This is a genomic window from Paenibacillus sp. 8b26, from assembly GCF_050626875.1.
Classification (GTDB): Bacteria; Bacillota; Bacilli; order Paenibacillales; family Paenibacillaceae; genus Paenibacillus.
Map to the genome: position 1 here is coordinate 5,238,252 of NZ_CP192445.1, position 22,606 is coordinate 5,260,857.

General features: G+C 52.7%; 15 protein-coding genes. 13 read left to right on the forward strand and 2 right to left on the reverse strand.

The window, feature by feature from the left end; all coding sequences use genetic code 11:
• Positions 1 to 35 precede the first annotated feature (35 nt).
• The 3 genes from ACQ4MX_RS24370 (at position 36) to ACQ4MX_RS24380 (ending at position 1,997) form a co-directional block, all read left to right on the forward strand.
• Entirely contained in the window at positions 36 to 1,241 is a 1,206-nt protein-coding gene (locus ACQ4MX_RS24370) for an NAD(P)-dependent malic enzyme (RefSeq protein ID WP_431087778.1), read from the forward strand.
• A 171-nt stretch (positions 1,242 to 1,412) separates the two neighbouring features.
• Positions 1,413 to 1,787, forward strand: a complete 375-nt coding sequence (locus tag ACQ4MX_RS24375; protein ID WP_431087779.1) for a hypothetical protein — start codon at positions 1,413 to 1,415, stop codon at positions 1,785 to 1,787.
• Positions 1,788 to 1,811: 24 nt separating this feature from the next.
• Positions 1,812 to 1,997, forward strand: coding sequence for a YfhD family protein (locus tag ACQ4MX_RS24380; protein ID WP_044645104.1), 186 nt, complete (start codon positions 1,812 to 1,814; stop codon positions 1,995 to 1,997).
• A gap of 87 nt (positions 1,998 to 2,084) precedes the next feature.
• On the opposite strand, the gene ACQ4MX_RS24385 is transcribed toward ACQ4MX_RS24380, so the two are convergent.
• Positions 2,085 to 2,504, reverse strand: a complete 420-nt coding sequence (locus tag ACQ4MX_RS24385; RefSeq protein WP_431087780.1) for a hypothetical protein — start codon at positions 2,502 to 2,504, stop codon at positions 2,085 to 2,087.
• Positions 2,505 to 2,700: 196 nt separating this feature from the next.
• Here ACQ4MX_RS24385 and prmA point away from each other — a divergent pair, with 196 nt between their 5' ends.
• The 5 genes from prmA (at position 2,701) to ACQ4MX_RS24410 (ending at position 7,173) form a co-directional block, all read left to right on the forward strand.
• Complete coding sequence (gene prmA, locus ACQ4MX_RS24390; RefSeq protein WP_431087781.1) at positions 2,701 to 3,666, forward strand: 50S ribosomal protein L11 methyltransferase; 966 nt, start codon at positions 2,701 to 2,703, stop codon at positions 3,664 to 3,666.
• Positions 3,667 to 3,668: 2 nt separating this feature from the next.
• Positions 3,669 to 4,361, forward strand: coding sequence for a site-2 protease family protein (locus ACQ4MX_RS24395; protein WP_192513313.1), 693 nt, complete (start codon positions 3,669 to 3,671; stop codon positions 4,359 to 4,361).
• Between the two features lie 162 nt (positions 4,362 to 4,523).
• Positions 4,524 to 5,288 (forward strand): 16S rRNA (uracil(1498)-N(3))-methyltransferase, encoded by a 765-nt coding sequence (locus ACQ4MX_RS24400; RefSeq protein WP_431087782.1) that lies wholly within the window; start codon positions 4,524 to 4,526, stop codon positions 5,286 to 5,288.
• 1 nt (position 5,289) lies between these two features.
• A complete protein-coding gene (gene mtaB / locus ACQ4MX_RS24405) occupies positions 5,290 to 6,633 on the forward strand; it encodes a tRNA (N(6)-L-threonylcarbamoyladenosine(37)-C(2))-methylthiotransferase MtaB (protein ID WP_431087783.1) in 1,344 nt (447 codons plus the stop codon).
• 105 nt (positions 6,634 to 6,738) lie between these two features.
• On the forward strand, positions 6,739 to 7,173 hold the full coding sequence (locus ACQ4MX_RS24410) for an NUDIX hydrolase (protein ID WP_134913429.1): 435 nt from the start codon (positions 6,739 to 6,741) through the stop codon (positions 7,171 to 7,173).
• Here ACQ4MX_RS24410 and ACQ4MX_RS24415 read toward each other — a convergent pair.
• Positions 7,163 to 8,185: a Na/Pi cotransporter family protein gene (locus tag ACQ4MX_RS24415; RefSeq protein ID WP_431087785.1), complete on the reverse strand. Its 1,023-nt coding sequence runs from the start codon at positions 8,183 to 8,185 to the stop codon at positions 7,163 to 7,165. The genes ACQ4MX_RS24410 and ACQ4MX_RS24415 overlap by 11 nt on opposite strands.
• A gap of 407 nt (positions 8,186 to 8,592) precedes the next feature.
• Here ACQ4MX_RS24415 and ACQ4MX_RS24420 point away from each other — a divergent pair, with 407 nt between their 5' ends.
• The 5 genes from ACQ4MX_RS24420 to ACQ4MX_RS24440 all read left to right on the forward strand — a co-directional run bounded on the left by ACQ4MX_RS24420 (position 8,593) and on the right by ACQ4MX_RS24440 (position 22,493).
• Complete coding sequence (locus ACQ4MX_RS24420) at positions 8,593 to 9,972, forward strand: class I SAM-dependent rRNA methyltransferase (protein WP_431087786.1); 1,380 nt, start codon at positions 8,593 to 8,595, stop codon at positions 9,970 to 9,972.
• Between the two features lie 231 nt (positions 9,973 to 10,203).
• Complete coding sequence (gene addB, locus ACQ4MX_RS24425) at positions 10,204 to 13,770, forward strand: helicase-exonuclease AddAB subunit AddB (RefSeq protein WP_431087787.1); 3,567 nt, start codon at positions 10,204 to 10,206, stop codon at positions 13,768 to 13,770.
• Positions 13,767 to 17,861: a helicase-exonuclease AddAB subunit AddA gene (gene addA, locus ACQ4MX_RS24430; protein ID WP_431087789.1), complete on the forward strand. Its 4,095-nt coding sequence runs from the start codon at positions 13,767 to 13,769 to the stop codon at positions 17,859 to 17,861. Before addB ends, addA begins: the two co-directional genes overlap by 4 nt.
• 49 nt (positions 17,862 to 17,910) lie before the next feature.
• Positions 17,911 to 19,095, forward strand: a complete 1,185-nt coding sequence (locus tag ACQ4MX_RS24435; RefSeq protein WP_431087790.1) for an exonuclease SbcCD subunit D — start codon at positions 17,911 to 17,913, stop codon at positions 19,093 to 19,095.
• A complete protein-coding gene (locus tag ACQ4MX_RS24440) occupies positions 19,092 to 22,493 on the forward strand; it encodes an AAA family ATPase (RefSeq protein WP_431087791.1) in 3,402 nt (1,133 codons plus the stop codon). The genes ACQ4MX_RS24435 and ACQ4MX_RS24440 overlap by 4 nt, the downstream gene beginning before the upstream one ends.
• Positions 22,494 to 22,606: the final 113 nt, after the last annotated feature.

The window sequence follows — 22,606 nt, forward strand, 5'->3', positions numbered from 1 at the left end:
AAAATATACACAGACATGAAAGGATGGAGAGAAGCATGAGTAGCTTGACAGAAGAGATCAGACAATTACATGAGGGCGGTAAAATGGAGACCCAACCGAAGCAGCCGATTGCAAGCATGGAGGAGCTATCCAAGATTTATACCCCCGGCGTAGCTGAAATCTGTATGGAAATTGCGAATGACCCAGCCAAAGCCTATCAATTAACGATCAAAAAAAATACAGTGGCGGTCGTATCGGATGGAACAGCGGTGCTAGGGTTGGGAGATATCGGACCAGAGGCGGCTATGCCTGTGATGGAAGGTAAGGCGGTTCTGTTCAAACAATTTGCAGGCGTAGATGCATTTCCAATCTGCCTTAATACGAAGGATCCTGACGAAATTGTTCAAATTGTCAAAATGATTGCTCCTGCCTTTGGTGGTATTAATTTGGAGGATATCTCTTCACCGCGCTGCTTTGAGATTGAGAGACGATTAAAAGAGGAGCTGGACATTCCAGTATTTCATGATGATCAGCATGGTACGGCAGTCGTCGTGTTAGCGGGGTTGGTCAATGCACTGAAGGTATGCGGCAAAAAAATGGAGGATGTCAAAGTTGTATTTGCAGGCATCGGAGCGGCCGGTATGGCCTGCTCCCGTATGCTGCTCAAGGCGGGTGTGCGTAATCTGATTGGCGTTGATCGTCAGGGAGCCATTCATCGTGCCGTGGAATACAGCAACCCGTATTGGACCGAGTACGCGAACATGACCAATCCCCATAATCTGAGTGGTAGTTTATCCGAGGTGATTGTGGGAGCAGATGTGTTCATCGGTGTGTCAGGCCCGGATTTACTGAGTGTGGAGGATATTCAGAGTATGGCCGTTGATCCTATTGTCTTCGCCATGGCGAACCCGAAACCGGAAATTGATCCAGCTTTAGCAGCGCCTTATGTACGCGTTCTGGCTACAGGCCGCTCTGATTTTCCTAACCAGATTAATAATGTGCTGTGCTTCCCGGGAATTTTTCGGGGTGCCCTGGACTGCCATGCTTCGACAATTAATGAAGAAATGAAGCTGGCTGCCGGACTTGCCATTGCTGATGCGATCAGTCCTGAAGAGCTAAGTGAAACTTATATCATACCCAATGTGTTTAATCCGCTGGTTGTCTCTAAGGTTCGGGATGCTGTCGTTCGCGCTGCATGGGAGACAGGAGTAGCCCAGGCAGGTAAAGCTCCTATCGCTGCTTTGAACCCGCAAAAGTTATAGTCTTCACAAACTACTTCCAACCGTTTCAGCCTACTAAGCTCGGTGCTGTCTGTTCCGTTCCGCTTTCGTGGGGAATATAAATCCGTACTAATGAGCAGGATATAGCAAAGCACAACTGTCTATGTTCTTGAACAGGAGTTGTGCTCAATACCACACAGGGAGTTTTTGGGGATGGGTGAAAAAAATATTTTGGCGTATTTCAAAAGCCCCGAGGAAGCGCAAGGAGCGGCTAGAAAACTGGAAGCTCTCCGGGCATCGGATGTGTCGATAGACCGATTTAGCCGATATCCGCAACAGTCCACGGGCAATGCTGGATTACCTGTATTTTCGGGACAGATTAGCAGCTTGTCCTCACTAACACAGGGAGTGGACTTTACGGATGCAACCCCGGCAATACTGGCTGCGGCTGATCCGTCTGCCAGCGGAATGAGCGATGGAGGACAGGGTGGACCGACAGGCCGCGATATTTTGTTGACCGCTGTGGTGGATGAATCCATTCATCATCAGGCGATGTCTATTGTGGAGCAAGCGGGTGGTATGCTGTGAAAACGTTGGAAGGAGCAGTGACAGATGCCCACAAACAAACGGTTCGATAAAGTGCTGACCAAAACCGAGAAAATCAAGCGTGCACAATCTGCTAAAAATGAGGATGTTGAGTTCTCGGCAGAGCAGGCAGATGCTCAGGATTTGGAAGCGATCCGGCGCGGTGAAGTAGCTGATCGTCGTCAGGAGCGCATCATAAACGACAGCGAGTAGAATTCAATAAGACGGGTCATCCCTATCATTAAATATGATTTGTGGGAGTGCCCGTCTTATTTGTGTTTTATCCTCTTGTCTATTTAATTATCCGCTATAAGCTGTTGCGCTAAAAACAAGGGGACCGGAGACGAAAGCGGTAGTCGCAGGCGTTTGATTTTCAATAATCAGTTGATAGTTTTGCACGCCCAGAGGTGCAACATCTACCGTTTCGACATTAACGATAATGTTGTCGTCAAACAGATTAGTCTGCAGTCCGTAATAAATTTCCTTGCCGGCTCTCCATATACGTACAAGTGTTCTAATGTTGCCTGCACCAACAAAACGCAAGCCTATGGATGCCTTTAATTCTACCCGATTGTTAACAGGTCCAGGAATAGCCGGATCGATAAATACGGAAGCAGTAGCAATCCCTAGTCCGGCTGGAGAAATAGGAACCGGAAGACTAATCCCATTGGTAATAGGTGTGATGACAGTAGCATTATAATCCAAAACGGTTTTGGCCATTAGTAAGTCACTCCTTCTTTGAATATACTATATTGTATGTACTAGAGTTAAGGGGGTTTGGACTAAAAGAGTGGACAACATGAACAAGTTCTACAAAAACATTTTGCACTCCGATGATACTAGCTTTTTTGAACTCATATGCATGTATATAGTACAATATAGAGTATGCATGTGAAATGAGGAGGAAATGAAAACCATGTTGTGGCATGAAATTACAATACATACAACCGAAGAAGCCGTCGAAATGATTTCAAATTTTCTGCACGAAGCAGGTGCGGGAGGGGTTTCCATTGAAGAATCCGGTTCGCTGAACAAACCACGCGATACGTCTTACGGACAGTGGTATGATCGGCCCTTGAATGACATTCCCGAGGGACAAGCGACCATCAAGGGGTATTTTGCTGAAGAAGTGGAGATGGACGGGATCCGTGCGCAAATTGAACCACGCGTCGAAGAATTGAGAACATTCGATATTGACCCTGGCGAGGTTCGGTATGAGCTGAAAACGGTCAACGAGGATGATTGGGCGAATGCCTGGAAGCAATATTTCAAGCCTTTGCGTGTGTCGGATCGTCTAACGATCAAACCTACTTGGGAAGCCTATGAGCCTGCCAGTGAAGATGAAAAAATTATTGAGCTGGACCCCGGCATGGCCTTTGGCACTGGAGCGCATCCCACAACATCACTTTGCCTGAGAGCGTTGGAATCAGTGATTAAGGGTGGAGAAGAAGTTATTGATGTGGGCACAGGCTCCGGCATTTTGGCTATTGGAGCCGTGCAACTGGGAGCGAAGCATGTACTGGCACTGGACCTTGATCCCGTAGCGGTATCCAGTGCGCGGGAAAATACCCATCTGAACGGACTGGAGGATCGCATTACTATTAAGGAGAGCGATCTGCTGTCTGTACTGAATGCGAGCGATCCGACACTGGGTATCCAGTTGCCAGTCAAGCTGGTGGTCGCTAATATTTTGGCCGAAATTATTCTGCTGTTTACTGATGATGTGTACAAGGCTCTGGAGCCAGGTGGTATTTATATCGCTTCAGGGATTTGGAAGAACAAAGAAGAGGTTGTCGAAAACGCATTGAAGGCGGCTGGCTTCGACATTGCCGAAACGTGCCGGGATGAGGATTGGCTGGCGTTTGTGGCGAGAAAGAGGTAACCATGGATTTTTTACAAAGTATTTTTCGTGTGAATTTAAATGTTCTTCCATTTTACTTGCTGGCTGTGATCATATCTTTTACGGTGCATGAGTTTGCACATGCGTATTATGCCAATAAATTTGGCGACCCCACAGCCAAGCTGCTTGGGCGCGTGACTCTAAATCCGGCCGTGCATATTGATCTGCTGGGTACGCTGTTGCTGCTGATCGGGGGCTTTGGCTGGGCCAAGCCTGTTCCGGTTAACCGTGACAATTTTAGCCGTCCGCGCCTCATGGGCATTATTGTTTCGGCTGCCGGTCCGCTGAGTAATCTGCTGCTTGCATTTGTCACTACATTGATCTATGCCACGCTCCTTCATTTTCAAGTGCTCCCAGGTATGGAGAATCAGCGGGTGGCTCAGGCGATCTATTTGTTTATCAATGCACTGATCAATTTGAATCTGTTTTTGTTTATCTTTAACTTGATTCCACTGCCTCCGCTGGATGGATACCGCATTGTGGAAGATGTAGCTCCAACTCCTGTGCGCCGTAAGCTTCAGCAGTTTGAACAGTGGTCCATCTTTATTTTTCTGCTTATACTGGTCATTCCGCAGGTTCGGGCTGTAACGATTGAACCTCTTTACACCTTGGCCCAGTTGATCTATATACAGTTTTTGCAGTTCTCTTTTTACATCACCGGATTATTTGGAGCCTAACGGCTCCTTTTTTGCGGGTATGGACGGTAGTATAACAATTGAAGCAGCAACACACTGGTCATGCGGGCGCAAAAGATGATATGATGGTGCTTGGTGATTTATTCGGATATTGTACAGAAAGCCAATGGATAACAGTTATTTTCAGAATAGGTGTGAGAGACAATGCAGCGTTATTTTATTCCGGCAGAGCAGTTTTTGGAAGACCATGTGATCGTGGTGGGTGAGGATGCGCGACATATTGCCAAGGTCATGCGCGGTCGTAGTGGTGACAAAATTATAGTCAGTGACGGGGTATCAAGGGAAGCGCTGGCTGCGCTGGATACGATAGAACAAGATCGTGTGACGGCGATGATCGTCGAGCCGCTAGAGATGACCTCCGAGCCGCATGTGCAGGTCACCATTGCCCAAAGTCTTCCCAAGGGAGACAAGATGGAGACCGTTATGCAAAAATGTACAGAAATCGGAGCAGCGGGGTTTGTCCCGTTTTTGTCCGAGCGTACGGTTGTGCAGTATGATGTCAAAAAGGAAGGCAAGCGACTGGAGCGCTGGCGCAAGATTGTGAAGGAAGCGGCTGAGCAAAGCCACCGTAACCGGATTCCGGAAATTAGCGCGCCGATGACGTGGAAGGAGCTGCTGGCTTCTTTTTCACAGTATGATTTGATATGCTATTGTTATGAAAAAGAGCAGGGACGGCAGCTACGAGACGTGATTCGGCCTTTGGCAGGACAATGGACGTCGATGGACAAGCCGCGTGTTCTGCTAGTAGTGGGTCCGGAAGGCGGCTTCAGCGAAGCGGAGAGTCTGGAGGCCGAGCAGGCCGGGGCGCAGTCTACGGGGCTGGGAAGACGCATTTTGCGTGCGGAAACCGCAGGTATGGCTGCATTGGCTTGCATTTTATATGAGTCAGGGGAAATGGGAGGGGTTTAATATGCCGTCAGTGGCATTTTACACATTGGGCTGTAAGGTAAACTTTTATGATACAGAAGCGATTTGGCAACTGTTCAAAAATGAAGGCTACGAGCAGGTGGATTTTGATGAGCAGACAGCTGACGTCTACCTTATTAATACGTGCACCGTTACGAATACCGGCGATAAAAAGAGTCGTCAAATCATTCGTCGTGCGATTCGTCGGAACCCAGATGCCATTGTGGCAGTGACGGGCTGTTACGCCCAGACTTCTCCTGCCGAAATTATGGATATTCCTGGTGTCGATCTCGTTATTGGTACACAGGATCGGGACAAAATTATTCCGTTTGTTCAGGAGATTCAGGAGTCGCGTCAACCTGTGAACGCTGTGCGCAACATTATGAAAACGCGTGTGTTCGAGGAAATGGACGTGCCTGATTTTGCTAACCACACACGTGCGTTTTTGAAAATTCAGGATGGCTGCAACAATTTCTGCACCTTCTGTATCATTCCGTGGTCGCGTGGTTTGTCCCGCAGCCGCGATGCCGCGAGCATTATGACTCAGGCGCGTCAACTGGTGCATGCGGGCTACAAGGAAATTGTGCTCACAGGCATTCATACAGGCGGTTATGGTGACGACATGGACAATTATGACCTGTCCGATCTGCTGTGGGATCTGGAGAAGGTGGAAGGGCTGGAGCGTATCCGTATCAGCTCGATTGAAGCCAGCCAGATAGATGAAAAAATGCTCGATGTGCTGAATCGTTCCACCAAGCTGGTGCGTCATTTTCACATACCGCTTCAGGCGGGAGACGACACTGTGTTGAAACGGATGCGCCGTAAATACACAACCGAAGAGTTTTACAATAAAATGCTCATGATTCGCAAGGCGATGCCGGATGTGGCGATTACGACAGATGTTATTGTTGGCTTCCCTGGGGAGACGGACGAAATGTACCGCAACGGCTATGAGCTGATGAAAAAAATCGGCTTCTCGGAAATGCATGTGTTCCCTTATTCCAAGCGCAGTGGCACACCTGCGGCACGTATGGAGGATCAGGTGGACGAGGACGTGAAAAATACACGTGTGCATGAGCTGATTGATCTGTCGGAGCAAATGCAGTTGGCTTATGCAGAGAAGTTTGTCGGTCAGGTGCTGGAGGTCATTCCGGAAGTTGCGCCGAAAGGGACCGAAGATAGCGGCATGCTTCACGGTTACAGTGACAATTACATTCAACTGGTGTTTGAAGGTTCTGAGGATCTGGTTGGCAAGGTGTGCCGCGTGAAGCTGACGAAGGCGGGCGTTAATGAAAGTGAAGGCCAATTGGTCCGTGTGCTGGAGAATGGACTGCAAACAGCCCTATAATAACTAAAAAAAGCCTGAACAGGCAATAGAGATGGCAAACAAGGATTTCGCCTTTCCTTACAGGGAGGACGGAATCCTTGTTGCGCAAGGAAAGGGGATTACAGGATGGCAGCAAAAAAGGAAATTTCCGCAGGCGGTGTTGTGTACCGTAAACAGGGGGAGCAGCTTGAAATTCAGTTGATTACCGACCGATACGGCAAGGTCTCCTTGGCTAAAGGCAAGATGGAGCCGGGAGAAACGATCGAACAGACAGCTTTGCGTGAAATTCGTGAGGAAACAGGGCTGAACGGACGGATTATCCAGCATGTAGATATGATTGCTTATACGTATCAGCATCCTGAATTTGGGGAAGTGGACAAGGAAGTTCATTATTATCTCGTAGAGGCACTGGATGGGGATTTACAGGCACAGATTGAAGAAATTAAAGGTGTTGCGTGGCATACGCCTGAGGAAGCATGGCGTCTCCAGCGCCAAGGCGGATATGACAACAATGATGTCATTTTGAGCAAGGCGCTGTCCATGCTTGGAATTAACGTTTGATGATGTTGGGAGACATACGATTCTCCAAACGTGTCCATACAGGTAAATAGCAGACTGGCAAGACAAGCAGAGAGCTGATCACGTTAAACAGGGTTTGGGCATGAGCGACCTTGGCTCCCGGATCGGCGGATATCCAGGCGGCTGCCATTTCCAGCCCGGGGATCAGCGGCATAAACAGCAACGCCCCGCCTACGTTCAGCAGTACATGGGACCAGGCCACAAATTTGCCAGATACGCTGCCGCCAACAGCGGCAATCAGGGCCGTCACGCAGGTGCCGACATTGGAGCCGATAACGATGGCGATACCTACATCCGCTGGCAAAGCTCCCGCAGCCGCAAGGCTGATCGCCATGCCAATAACGGCGGCGCTGCTGTGAACCAGTGCGGTCAGGCATGCTCCGGCGGCGAAGGCCCACCACATGTTGGCCGCGGCGTGGTCAAGAAACCAGCGGAACAGCCCGGCCTGCTCAATCCAAGGGCCGACTGTTTGCATCACTCGGATACCCGCAAGGATCAGCGAAAATCCGGCAAAGGCGAGGCTGATATATTGTACAGCCTGTGATCGGCTGAGTTGATTGGAGCTGGATGGTGGCCCGGCAGACGCATACTGGCGGCTGGAGACAGCCTCGCCCCACATGATGGCGGCACTCCAGCAAAGCAGCGAGCCGCAGAGCAGCGGAACAGCCAGTTTGCCTAGCTGGAGCCCCATCAGCTCGGTGGTCAGACAGGTACCAATATTGGTGCCGAGGATAATGCCGAGCGTGCGGCCGTAGGTCAACAGCCCGGCGTTGACCAGTCCGATGGTCAGCACCGTGACAGCGGTGCTGCTTTGCAACAGGGCGGTAATGCCTGAGCTGAACAGCATGCCCCGCCAAGGGGAAACGGTGGCCCGATTTAGCCAGCGGGTGAGGAAAGGGCCCGCCAAATGCCGGAGGGCCGCTTCCATCAGCTTCATTCCGCCCAAAAAAATAAGCAGCCCGCCGCACAGTGGCAAAATAACATGAATAAACACGGGCGTAGCCCCCTTTCTAAACCATTTTACGTTGGTGACCAAGGACGCTTATGTAACAGCCTATGATCTGACGAGGACAGCCATGACAAGCATGGCCGAGCTGTTTTTTTAGAGCGATAATTTTGTAGTAGCTTCACAAGCTTTAAAATGTGACGTCGATATAAAGGCGGGCAGTAGCGGAGCGGTTCATTTGAATCTGAAGAAGCGGTAGCGTTCGGCTGAAAGCTTTCCGAAGGAAAGCTGCTTCGAAAGCATATGCTTAAGGGGATTCTTACCGCTAATTCATTTAGAAAATCCAAAAATCCCGTTGCAACAGCGATCGTAAGATCAAATGAATCGCAGAGCCGCGCCCGATCGAACACCACGCTTTTAACACTTTGAGTAACCTAAGAATAGGAGTGAGGGTTTTGCCTTCAGTAATATTGGAACGCAGCCGCAAAAAAAGGCTGGAGCACGCACACCCCTGGGTGTTTAAAAATGAAATAGCCAAGGTGGAGGGTGAACCGGAGGCAGGTGATCTGGTCAATATCGTGAACCATCAGGGCCGTTATTTGGCAACGGGTTACTATAATCCGGCCTCACAAATTACGGTGCGTGTGATGTCCTACGAGCCGCTGGAAGCGATGGATCAAAGCTTTTTTGCCAAACGCTTCCGCGATTGTCTGGAGCACCGTGAACGTTTTGTGACCGGGGGAGACGCGTATCGGCTGGTATACGGCGAGGCTGATTTTTTACCCGGGCTGATTGTAGACCGTTTTGGCGACGTGTTGGTTGTACAATTATTAACGCTCGGCATGGATCGCCGCAGGGAAGCAATCAGGGATGCACTCGTTGAAGTGATTGGCCCTGTCGGTATATATGAGCGCAGTGATGTATCCATCCGTGAGCTGGAAGGACTGGAACAGACCAAAGGGCCTTTATATGGAGACTGCCCGCGTCATGTTGTGGTAACGGAAAATGGCTTGCGTATCAAGGTCGATATTGTAGAGGGCCAGAAGACAGGCTACTTCTTCGACCAGCGTGAGAATCGTGCGGCGATTGCGCCGCTGATGACGGGTTGGGGAGGACGCAGCGGAATTATGCTACAGGAAGTAGCAGCAGAGCAGGGTGACGCTGCCACAGCGGTCATGAAGCCTGTGAACAAAAGCGGCAAGGTTGTGGAGTTTCCATTCTGGGATGGCGCAACCGTACTGGAGTGCTTTTCACATACGGGAAGCTTTACGCTTAATGCCTGCAAATACGGTGCTAAAAAAGTAACTTGTCTTGATATTTCCGAGCACGCGATTGAAAGCGCACGGGATAATGTCAAGCTGAACGGATTTGAGGAACGCGTGGAGTTTGTCGTGGACGATGCTTTCCAATATTTGCGCAATCAGGTTAAAGGTGTAGAGGAACGCACCGCACGGGCCGGAGGTAAAGGAGATACTTCCAAGCCGCTGACAGCAGGGGGCGGACGTACCTTTGATGTGGTGATTCTTGATCCGCCAGCCTTTGCCAAAACCAAGAATGCGGTCAAAGGAGCTACGCGGGGATATAAAGATATTAACCTGCACGGGATGAAGCTGGTCAATGAGGGCGGCTATTTAGTGACTGCGAGCTGCTCATTCCATATGCGGCCGGAGCTGTTTCTGGACACGATTAAAGAAGCTGCGGCAGATGCCGGAAAAATCCTCCGTCTGGTGGATTGGAGAGCGGCTGGCAAGGATCATCCCCAAATTCTGGGTGTGGAGGAAGGCCATTATTTGAAATTCGCTATTTTTGAGGTGCGTAGCCGGACACAACTGTAGAATTCATACACAGTTAACCGCCTTTTGGGGTAGCGGAATAAGTAGATTAGGCTCGTTTTATCCATAAAACAGTCCTGTAGAGAAGGCATGCACCAAGCCAAACCTGCGGGACTGTTTATTTTTTGAGGGAGGATAAAATGCTACAAGATGGCAAACGTACGTTCTTTTCTCCCTTGCCTCATATGCTATACTGTTTAATAGATTGTTGTTCGTTGGAGAGGAGGCCGCATCATGTCGGTCCGTTTGTTAATTGGCCGCTCAGGCAGCGGAAAAAGCACGTTAATCCGTCGTGAAATGACGGCTATGCTACGCAAGGAACCGCTAGGTAAGCCTATGCTGTTACTTGTGCCGGAGCAATCGTCATTTGCTTCCGAGCATGCGCTGCTTACAGAAGCCGGAAACGGTATTCAGGGGACGGTGCGTGCACAGGTCATGGGATTTCATCGTCTTGCCTATTTGGTCATGCAGGAAACAGGGGGTTCGGCGCTGGTACCTGTGACGGAGGAAGGCAAGAAGATGCTTTTATATAAAATTATTCGTCGTCGCAAGGATGAACTGAGTTTATTTAAGGATTCGGGAGACCAGTTGGGCTTTGTGGATCGGTTAAATACGCTGTTTACGGAGCTGAAGCAGTACGGGAATGATACCCGGCCTGTACCAGAGCAACTTGAGAGAATGAATGCGGCGGGGGAATCGACTCCGATTTTGCGCGGCAAGCTCAAGGATATCAGTCTGATCTATGAGGATTTTGAAAGAGAGCTGGCGCTTAAATATATTGACGGCGAGGATACACTGCGTATGCTGGCGGAGCAGATTGCCGAATCTTCCATTGTACGTGGAGCGGATATTTGGATGGATGGCTACCGCAGGTTTACGCCGCATGAATACAAGGTGGTTGAGCAGCTTATGCTACACGCTTCTTCGTTGACGGTCGCGCTGACCTGCAATCGGAGCTACGAGAGTGGACAGCTTCCGCATGAGCTGGATTTGTTTCATCCTGCGGCGGCTACCTATGTAAAGCTTAAAGGGATGGCAGACGAGCTGATGATCGATACGCAGACACAATTGCTGCGACCTGATCCGCTTCCGAGATTTAAGGACCGTCCGGCGTTGGCGTATCTGGAGGCAGATTTTGAACGGCGTGCGGGGTATCGGAATCAGGAGCGATCTATGTCGCAGCAGCAGATGCGGGAGCAATGGAAAGACAAGCAGCCAGAAGAAATCAAACTGTATGCGGCAGCGAACCGACGTGTGGAGCTGGAGGGGGCCGTTCGCGAAATGCGCCGTCTGGCCCGGGATGAGGGAGCACGTTATCGGGAAATGGCGCTGTTCGTACGCCAGATTGAGGATTATGAGCCGTGGGTGGAGCCGATATTCAAACAATATGAGGTTCCGGTATTTCTGGATCAGCGCAGAAACGTATTGCATCATCCATTGGTGGAAATGATTCGAGCTTCGCTGGATATCGTTCAGCGGCGTTGGCGGTACGAGGATGTATTTCGTGCGGTCAAAACGGATCTTCTGTTGCCCCAGGATGGGCGGGTCAGCCGCGAGGATATGGACCGTCTGGAAAACTACGCATTGGCCTGTGGAATACAGGGAAGTCGCTGGACTGACGGACGGCCTTGGCAGGCGGTACCCAGCCTTTCGCTGGAGCTGGAGGAACAGGAGCGAAATCGTCAACGGGACGAAACACTGGATCTAATGGAGCTGTGCCGCGATGTGATCGTGACGCCTTTACGTGCGTTTGAGAAACGTCTGGGTAAGGCTCGTACTGCACTTGAGAAGTGTGAAGCGGTGTACTTGTTGCTGGAGGATGCGGAAATTGGTCATAAGCTGGATGACTTGATCCATCAGGCTGAGGAAGCGGGAAATCCCGAGCAGGCGAAGGAGCATCGTCAGGTATGGGATGCGGTGCTTGAGTTGTTGGATCAGATCGTCGAAATGATGGGTGACGAGAAGTTGGACACTTCTTTGTTTGCGGGTGTGCTGGAAACGGGGCTGATAGAATACCGCATGGGTCTTGTTCCGCCAGCTCTGGATCAGGTGCTGGTCGGAAACACGGACCGTACACGTGTAGCGGGAATCCAGCATACCTTTGTGCTGGGTTTGAACGAAGGTGTAATGCCGGCTGTATTTCATGAAGACGGTGTGCTGAATGAGCAGGAACGGACCGCCTTGAATGAACGGGGCGTGGAACTGGCGCCGGATATGACAAGACGTCTGCTGGATGAACGTTTTCTCGCGTATACCGCGCTCACGTCAGCCGGAAGCAGTCTGTGGATGAGCTACGCCGTGACCGACGAAGAGGGCAAGTCGTTGCTGCCGTCAGAGTTGGTACGGCATGTCCGTCAACTGTTCCCTGCTCTGGAAGAGCACCCGTTGGCTGCATATCCTTTGCCTGGGGACTCGTGGACGACGCAATGGGAGTATGCTTCCCATCCGTCCGAGGCATTGCCGCAGCTGATCGCGCAATTCCGGCAATGGCGGCATGGTGGAGAGATTTTATCTCCCTGGTGGGAGGTATACAACTGGTATGCGCGCCAGCAGGGGCGTGAAAGGGACAAGCTGCGTCAGTTGCTGACCTCACTTTTTTACGAAAATCATGCCGAAATGCGGAAGGAAACGAGTCGCCGTCTGTACGGCAGTAAGCTGCGTACCAGCGTATCTCGTATGGAACGTTTTGTCGCTTGTCCGTTTTCGCATTTTGCTTCCCATGGTCTTCGCTTGAAGGAGCGCCAAATGTATCGGCTAAAGGCACCGGATATCGGGCAGCTGTTCCATGCGGCGCTCGGAGAGATGGCGATGAATTTACGCAAACGAAACGTGAGCTGGGGCAGTCTCAGCACAGAGGAATGCCGACAAGAGGCGGAATCGACGGTGGAGCGTTTGGCTCCCCGCCTGCAAGGCGAGATTTTAATGAGCTCCAAGCGGTACGGGTACATTTTGCGCAAGCTGAAAGACATTGTGAGTCGGGCTTCGCTGATTTTGGGTGAGCATGCGCGTAGGGGCAGCTTTGAGCCACTGGAGCTGGAGCTGGGTTTTGGGCCGGGAGAAAAGCTTCCTCCTTTGACCTTTCGACTGGACAACGGTGTGGTGATGGAAATCGTCGGACGAATTGACCGCGTGGATGTGGCAGAGGGAGAACAAGGCTTGCTTTTACGCGTCATTGATTACAAATCCAGCCAAAAGGACCTCAAGCTTCATGAAGTGTACTATGGCTTGTCCCTGCAAATGCTCACATACCTGGACGTGCTGCTGAATGCGGCGGAGGAATGGCTTGGCGAGACGGCTTATCCGGCGGGTACGCTGTATTTTCACGTCCACAATCCGATGTTGCAGTCGCCGAATGGTCTTAGTGCGGAACAGGCCCGTCAGGAGCTTTTGAAACGCTTCAAGATGAAAGGGCTGTTGCTGGCGGATCGTGATGTGGTTGGACAAATGGACACGGCACTGGACAAGGGACATTCCTCCATTTTGCCAGTTGCGGTAAAGGCGGACGGCAGCTTTTACAGCAGTGCGTCTGTCGCTTCGCCGGAACAGTGGGATAGCCTGTTGGCTTCGGTACGCGATAATATCCGAACGATTGGGACACGCATGACAGAGGGCGACGTGGCGATTGAACCTTATCGTATCCAGCAAGAGACGGCATGCACCTTCTGTTCTTTCAAACCGGTTTGTCAATTTGACGACAGTCTGGAAGGCAGCGGCTACAACCAATGGGGGAAACCCGGCAAGGATCAGATCTGGAATCTGCTCGGTCATACACAGGAAGGGAAAGGAGGGATGGACCCATGATAAGTTCATCAGGCACCAACGGCATACCCAAGCCGGAAGGCAGTATGTGGAGTGATGACCAGTGGCGTGCGATTTCCGAATCCGGGAACAACATGCTGGTAGCTGCAGCGGCGGGGTCTGGTAAAACAGCGGTGCTCGTAGAGCGCATTATTCGTAAAATCGCCGATCCCCGGCTCGGTTTCAGCGTGGATCGGCTGCTGGTAGCGACCTTTACGAAGGCTGCCGCCGCCGAAATGCGCCAACGTATCCGCGAAGCCTTGGAACGTGTGCTGGAACAGGAGCCGGATAGTGAGCATGTACGTCGCCAGCTATCGCTACTAAATCGAGCCTCGATAACGACGCTCCACTCTTTTTGTATGGAGGTCATTCGCAGGCATTATCAGGCCATTCCCCTTGATCCCGGTTTTCGGATTATGAATGAGCATGAGACGGAATTGCTGCGGCAGGAGCTGCTGGAAGAACTGTTTGAGGAAAAGTATGAGGCTAACGATGAAGGCAGCACGTTTCGCAGACTGGTGGACTGGTTTAGCGGTGAGCGTACAGATGATGCGATGTATGTGCTTGTTCAGCGCTTGTACGATTTTTCGCAAAGTCATCCCTGGCCGGAGCATTGGCTGAGGGAGACGGCAGCAGCGTTCCGTGTAGAAGATGTGGCGGCTTTGGGAGAGACTCCTTGGGTCCGCAGTATTTTGGCGGATGTGGCACTTTCGCTGCGCGGAGCAGCAAGCCTGCTGGAACAGGCGTATGAGACGGCTATGCAGCCCGGCGGCCCTGCACCCTATGCAGTGACGCTGCAAGAGGATGCGGCGATGGTGAAGGGACTATTGCAGGAGCTGGAGACACAGCCGTGGGCATCGCTGTATGATCACTTTCAGATAGTGGCCTTTGGCAAGCTCAAGCCGGTCAAAAAGGATCAGACTGAGCCTGCACTACAGGAACGGGTCAAGGCGCTCCGTGAGGCAGCCAAAAAAATGATTACAGATATGAAGGCATCCCTGTTCGGCAGGAGAGCAGAAGCCTATTTGGAGGAACTGCATGCGGCGGCTCCTCTGATGGACGAATTAGTGGGGACCGTTATTTTATTCGGCGAACGATTTCAACAGCACAAGCAGTCCAAAGGGCTGGTGGATTTTGGGGATTTGGAGCACTATTGTCTAAAAATATTGCGTCATCCCGACTCCACTCCGCACAGACTGCTGCCTTCAGACGCTGCGCTTGAATACAAGGAGCAATTCGACGAGGTACTGCTGGATGAGTATCAGGATACGAATACGGTACAGGAGGATATCGTCAGGCTGGTATCCCGTGAAGAGCCGGGTAACCGTTTTATGGTAGGGGACGTGAAACAGAGTATTTATCGGTTTCGGTTGGCGGAGCCGGGACTGTTTTTGAACAAATACCAGCGATACGGTATGCAGGAACAGGAAGAGGGCTTTTTAATTGATCTGGCGCGTAATTTCCGCAGTCGGGTGGAAGTTGTCGATGCGGTCAATTTGGTGTTTCGGCAAATCATGAGCGTGGATGTGGCGGAAATTGAATACGATGAACGGGCATGGCTGGCGCATGGTGCTTCTTATCCTGAGCAGACGCAAAAGGATGCCACATCCCCATATGCACCTGAACTGCTGTTAGTTGATAAAGGCGGGCGCGGTCTTTCGGAGGCTCCGGAGCTGTCCGAAACGGGTGATGAGTCCGCTTTACAGGAAGGCGAAATGGCTGAGCTTGCGGAGCTGGAAACGGCACAATTGGAAGCTCGCGCAATCGCGCAACGGATTAAGGAGCTGACGGGAGATACAGGCCAACCGTTGTTGATTTATGACAGAGGGTTAAAAGCGATGCGTCCAGCAGTCTTCGGTGATATTGTCATTTTGCTCCGTTCGGCAAGCGTATGGGCACCGCTGATTGTAGAGGAACTGCGTCTTGAGAGCATTCCGGCATCCGGGGAGCAGACGACAGGCTTTTTCAAAGCAACGGAAGTTGAGGTGATGCTGTCTCTGCTACACATTATTGATAATCCGCAGCAGGACATCCCGCTGGCATCTGTGCTTCGTTCACCGATTGTAGGCTTAACCGAGGATGAGCTGGCACAAATCAGGTTGCAAAAGCCAGATGGATTATTTTATAGCGCTCTGCTTGCGGCGGCTGAGGCTGACCCTGCACAGGATAGCGAAAATGGAACGTCCAGCGACATGCTGGAATTGGATCTTTTCGCTGGAGATTCGATAGATGCCTCGGATATGGATGACAGGAATAGCGGAAATACGTTGCCTGATCGACTGCGTTCGTTCTTGCACGATTTGGAAGCGTGGCGGCAGGAAGCCAGACAAGGCAGCTTGAGTGCATTGATTTGGCGTTTGCTGGAGGAAACGGGATATCTGGATTGGGTAGGTGGATTGCCTGGCGGCTCTCAACGTCAAAGTAATTTACGGGCGCTGTATGACCGGGCGAGACAGTATGAGACTTCAACCTCTAACCGGGGCCTGTTCCGGTTTTTGACCTTTATTTCCCGTTTGCGAGAGCGAGGCGGTGATTTGGGTTCATCCAGTGGCGGTACTGAACCCGATCAGGCTGTGCGCATTATGACGATTCACAAGAGTAAAGGACTAGAATTTCCTGTTGTGTTCATCGCCGGAACGGCTAAAATGTTCAATCAGCAGGATCTAAATGCGCCGTTTCTGATGCATAAGGAGCTGGGGTTTGGTCCCAAATATGTGGAGGAACAAAATCGGGTCAGCTACCCGACGCTGCCTAATTTGGCGATCCGTCGACGCTCCCAGCTGGAGCTGTTGGCTGAAGAAATGCGGGTGCTGTACGTGGCGCTTACGCGTCCACGTGAAAAACTTATTATGACCGGAACGGTGAAGGATCTCGCTGCACGCGCAGCGGGTTGGGCACGTGCCAAAGAGCATACGGAGACAGTTTTACCCGATTATATGCTGGCGGCAGGCCGCAGTTATCTGGACTGGGTAGGTCCTGCGTTGATCCGACATCCTTCTGCTGCTGTACTTAGAGAAGCGGCAGGGGATCAGGAGGGGTACTATCACAGGCTGGAATATATGCCGGGCGGGGATTGGCTATTCAGAATCATAGCTTCGGAGACTCTTTCCGGCTCTCGTTTGAATTTGGACTCTGACGAGGAGATCGTTAATGAAGAGCGTCAGGAGAAGACGGAAGCATTGAAAAATGCCGAGCCGATCGATACAAGGCGGCTCTCATCCGACTCCGCATCGGTTAGTCCAACGGATATTACAACAAGGGTTGATTCAGATATTGCCGCTGCGCTTTCCTGGTCCTATCCGTATGAACGGGCAAGCAAGACGGCGGCGAATACAACGGTCACCGAAATGAAAAGATGGCTGGCGATGCAAGAAGCTGGATCGGAGGATTGGCTGAATCTGTCTTCTTTCCAGGTAGCGGAGTTACCAGAGGAGATGGAAGATTCTCAGACTGGGGGAAATCGACTACACTTGCGCAGACCCAAATTTATGGGCAATCGGCGATTGACGCCGACAGAACGTGGAACGGTGTACCATACGCTGTTTCTCCATTTGCCGCTGGAGGGTGTGATGAACGCCGAGGTGATTGAGGAAACGAAGGCTCGTCTGTTGAACCAGCACTTATTGCTGGATGTTCAGGCGGAGGCCTTAGATACGAATAAAATATTGCGCTTTTTCACCAGCGAGCTGGGTCGCAGATTGCTGGAGGCATCCCACGTTCAGCGTGAGCTTCCGTTCACCTATACGATAGGAGCCGCTGATTTTTGGAGCCGCAGCTTGCCATCGATGCTGTCTGCACAGGAAATAGAGCCAGGACCCGAGCAACAGGAGGAAAACATGACGTCAGAGCCTGGTCACGATGACAGAGTGCTGATGAATGGGATTATTGACTGCCTGTTTGAAGGGCCAGAAGGGCTGGTTTTGCTTGATTACAAAACAGACCGGGTTTCCGAATATAGGACGGTGCCTCATTTAACGGAACAATATCGTTTTCAACTGGAGCTGTACGCCCATGTGATCGAAGATATTACAGGTCAAAGGGTTGCTGAAAAGTGGTTGTATTTTCTGGAGGCTGGGGAAAGTGTGCGATTGTAGCTATTTAATATTTAATGGACGAAATAGATAGGGAGAGAGGAGGAACAGCATGCGGATTTTGCATACGGGAGATTGGCATTTGGGGAGAACGCTGGAAGGGCGCAGCCGTTTGAAGGAGCAGGAGGCGTTCCTGGAAGAATTGGCGAAAATGGCTGACGATCAGCAGGCAGATCTGATTATGATGGCTGGAGATGTGTATGACTCGGTCAATCCTCCAGCCGCCGCTGAGCAGTTATTTTATGAAACGTCTGCCCGTTTAACGGCTGGAGGAAGACCGTTGGTCGTTATTGCGGGTAATCATGATCAGCCGGAACGGGTATCCTCAGTTACGCCGCTGGTGAGCCAGCGCGGAATTACGTTGCTGGGGCTGCCCAGCGGGGAAGCGGTGCGGATTCGCACACCGCGTACAGGAGAAATGGCGTGTATCGCAGCCTTGCCTTATCCTTCGGAGTCCCGCTTGAATGAGCTGTTGTCCGAGGACGGAGACGAAACGGTGTTGCGAGAGGCTTACAGCCGTCGTGTGGGGATGCTGATGGCACAGCTCGGTACGGCGTTTCGGCCTGACACCGTTAATCTGTCCATGAGCCATATTTATGTGCTTGGCGGGCTGGAATCGGATTCGGAGCGTCCGATTCAGGTCGGGGGCGCGTATACAGTAGATCCGTCTGCACTAAGCATCGGGGCGCAATATACGGCTTTGGGGCATTTGCATCGTCCTCAATATGTGAAGGGCGATGGGCTGATGCGCTATAGCGGATCTCCGCTGGCTTATAGCTTTTCCGAAGCAGGGCAGGCCAAATCGGTCACGCTCATTGACGTGGTTGCAGGCAAGCCCGCACAGGTCGAGGAGCTGTATATTACGAGTGGACGGCCTTTAGTGAAATGGCGGGCACGGGGAGGTCTGGAAGAGGTGTATCGCTGGCTGGACGAAGGGCTGGATGCGGACGCCTTTATTGACCTGGAAATTACGCTGGATGAAGCGATGTCTCTGGGAGATATTCAGCGGCTGCGTAAAAGCCGTGAAGGCATCATTCATATCCGTCCGATGTATCCTGAAATGGCGGCGGCGCAGCTGGAACATCAGCGCTCAGAGCTTCCGGTACACGAACTGTTTCGGGCTTTTTATCAACGGCAAACGGGCGGCGCACAGCCGGATGACGGACTAGTGCAGCTATTTTTGGAGTTGGTAGAGCAGGATGATGCAAGGGACCAGCCCGAGGAGGAGGATGTATGAAACCGATTCTTCTAAAATTGGCGGGGTTGCAAAGCTACCGGGAGTCGCAGGAAATCCATTTTGGCGAATTAACCGAAACCGGGCTATTTGGAATCTTTGGCCCGACAGGCAGCGGGAAATCGACGTTGCTGGACGCGATTACGCTGGCTATGTACGGCAAGGTGGAGCGGGCGGTAAATGGGACACAGGGCATTATGAATCATGCCGAGGACACGCTGTCCGTCGCGTTTACGTTCGAATTGATGTCAGCCCAAGGGCCTCGTCGTTATCGTGTGGAGCGTCGATTCAAACGGGCTGGAGGCGTATCGGTGAATAATACGCTTAGCCGATTTATCGCGTTCACAGAGGACGGCGAGGAAGTGCTTGCTGACAAGGTGCAGGATGTGACCCGTTGTGTGGAGGAGTATATCGGCCTGAAAATGGACGATTTTACACGTGCTGTCGTATTGCCACAGGGGAAGTTTGCCGAATTTTTATCATTAAAGGGCAGTGAACGCAGACAGATGCTACAGCGTTTGTTTCACTTGGAAAAGTACGGAGATCAACTTGCACAAAAACTTAGTCGTCGTGTGAAGGACAATGACGCTGCATTGAAAGCGCTGGAAGCGGAGCAGCAAGGTCTGGGCGATGCAGGTGCCGAAGCGCTTGAACAGGCAAAGCAACGTCTCAAAGAGACCGTGGCCCATGCAGAGGTTTCGCGCCGCGAGCTGGAACGGGTGACGCGCGAGACGGAGGCACTGAACAAAATCCGTGAGCTGGTTATGGAGCGCAGCCGCCGGGCGAACGAGCTGGAACAACTGGCGGCATGGGAGCCGAACATTGCTTCGCTGGAGCGTAAGCTCCGTCAGGCCTCCGCAGCCGAGGCTTTGCTGCCTGCGCTGACGGATTGGAAGGAAGCTGCTGCTGAAGCGGATAAGCGACGGAAGGCAGCGGAAGAAGCGGCGGTGCAGGCGACATCGGCGCAGGAGGCTGCGGTTTTGTCTGTGCAAGCCGATGAACAGGCCCGGCAGTCTCTGAGTGCAGAGGAGCCGAAGCTGTTGCTTCGAATCGATCAATTGGAGCAGGCGCTGCAACTGGAGCGTGATACGAAAGCATTGCAGACAGAACGGAACCGTCTGGCGGCAGAGCTTGCGCAGAGTGAGCAAACCCTTGCTACATATGCTGAAGGAATTGCCAAGGAACAAGAGCTGCAAGCGCGAGGATCGAAGCGGCAGCAGGAGCTTCAACAGGAATTGAAGCAAAATGAAGTGCGTGCAGATGAACGACGAATGCTTCAAGAGGCCGTGCAACGGCTTCAACAACTGGAGACGGCGGATGAGCAGCTGCGCGAAGCAGAACAGGAGTGTGTCACGCAGGAGCAACGGCTTGCCCAGGCTGACGAACGTCTGAAGCTGACGGAGCAGGAGACACTTGAGGCGGAGGTACGACGTTCCGCCCTTGCCGCACAGGCTGCTGAGGGCATCGAGACGCTGCTCACGCTGGAGGCAGAGGTCACCGCCGATGTGTCGGCGCTGGCTGCCGAGGAAGAGCGGCTTCGCCATGAGCTTCGCGCCGAGGAGCTGGGCCGCCTCGCGCAGCACCTCGCCGCCGAGCTGCGCGAGGGCGAGCCGTGCGCGGTGTGCGGCTCGCTGCACCACCCCGCGCCCGCCGCCACCACGACCCACGGCGGCGCGGATGCCGCTGCGCCGGACGAGCTGCACCGCCTGCGGCTAGGCTTGCAGGAGCTGCGCCTTACGCTGCGTCAGCAGCTGCACGAGCAGCGCAGCCTGCTGGCGCAGCCCACCGCCGCAGACGCCAGCGGCGCGGCCGCCACGGGCGAGTCGGCCGCGTCCACCGCAGCGCCAGCCGCGCCGCGCGGTGCTGCCGCCTGGGCGGAGCGCTGCGCGGCGCTGGAGCAGGCGGCAGCTAAGCTTGCCGCCCGTGCGCGTGCGCTGCCTGCAGAGGCGCACGCGTTACGCGAGGCGGACGCCGCCGGACAGCAGCGGCGTATTCGCGCAGCCGCCGAGCAAGAGGCGGCTGTTGCAGCGCTAACGCAGGCGCGGAGCAAGCGCGAGGCGTGCACCACGCGCAGCGGGGCATTGCGCGCCGAATGGGCGGCGCAGTTGCCGGACGTCGCTCCGGGCGAAGCCGCGGAGCGCTACCGCTCCATGCAGGAGCGCGACGTGTGCGCGGAAGAGCTGCGGTCCCGGCTGGAGACGAGCGTGACCTTCCTCGAAGAGAAGGCGGCGCGTGTTCAGCAGATCCAGCAGAGCATCATCGAGGAAGACAAAATCATTATTGCCCGTCGTACCGGACTCCAAAACAAAGATGATTCGCTGCGTGAAAAAATGGTGCAGCTCCGCAAGTGGGTTGGAGAAGACCATGCGGATTCCTTGCTGGAAGAAGCGAACTCACGCCTTCGGGGGCTGAAAAACGGAGCCGAGACCGCCGCACGCCGCCGCGCTGAAGCGGAGGAACGCAAGCAGCAAGCCGTTCATGCTTCGCTAATTGCCCGGCAGGCATCCGATTCGGCAGAAGAAAGACGGCAGGTATCGGAGTCCCGCTGGAGTAATCGTTTGGAAGCCTCCCCTTTTGCTACGGAAGCAGAGGTCGTGGAATGCTGTCTCGGGCCGGAGGAAGTCGCACGTTATGAACGTGAAGTGAGTCTGCACCGGGAACGTGAAAAAGAGCTGTCCTCCCGTTTAAAACATGTGGAAGAACAGCTGGATGGAGCAACAGTGACCGAGGAACAGTGGGAATCGGCCGCCGCACAGCTGCGTGATTGTCGTGCACGCGACGAAGAGGCACTCCAGAATCGTGCCAAGGCTGAGCGTGATTTGGAGGATTTGCAGCATCGGCATGTCCGCTGGATGGAGCTGGAGTCCAATCGCGCTCATTTGCGCAGCGAGTCAGAAAAGATGTCCAAGCTCCAGTCCGTTTTCCGGGGCAACGCCTTCGTCGAATACATTGCCGAGGAGCAGCTAATGCAGGTCAGTCAGTCGGCTTCACGCCGGTTACGTTTTCTGACCAAGCAGCGTTATGCGCTAGAGGTAGACTCCAGCGGTGGCTTTGTCATTAGTGACGATGCCAACGGCGGAGTCAAGCGTCCGGTATCGACCTTGTCCGGCGGGGAAACATTCCTGACCTCCTTGTCGCTTGCGCTCGCGTTGTCGGCCCAGATTCAATTGCGCGGCCAATACCCGCTGCAATTTTTCTTTCTGGATGAAGGCTTTGGAACGTTGGACCCTGAACTGCTGGATACCGTCATCACCTCGCTGGAAAAACTGCATCACGATCAACTGTCAGTCGGCGTGATCAGCCATGTGCCCGAGCTACGGGCTCGTCTGCCGCGTAAGCTGGTCGTTCTTCCCGCAGAGCAGGCCGGAGGCGGCTCCCGCGTGGTTATGGAAACATTTTGAAGCGACGTGATACAGATCACAGATACAGTTTCAAAGTATTGTTATAATACAGTTAAGCCGACAAGTTAATCATACAGCACCCCGGCGGACGTATGCTGCGGAAGGAAACTTCC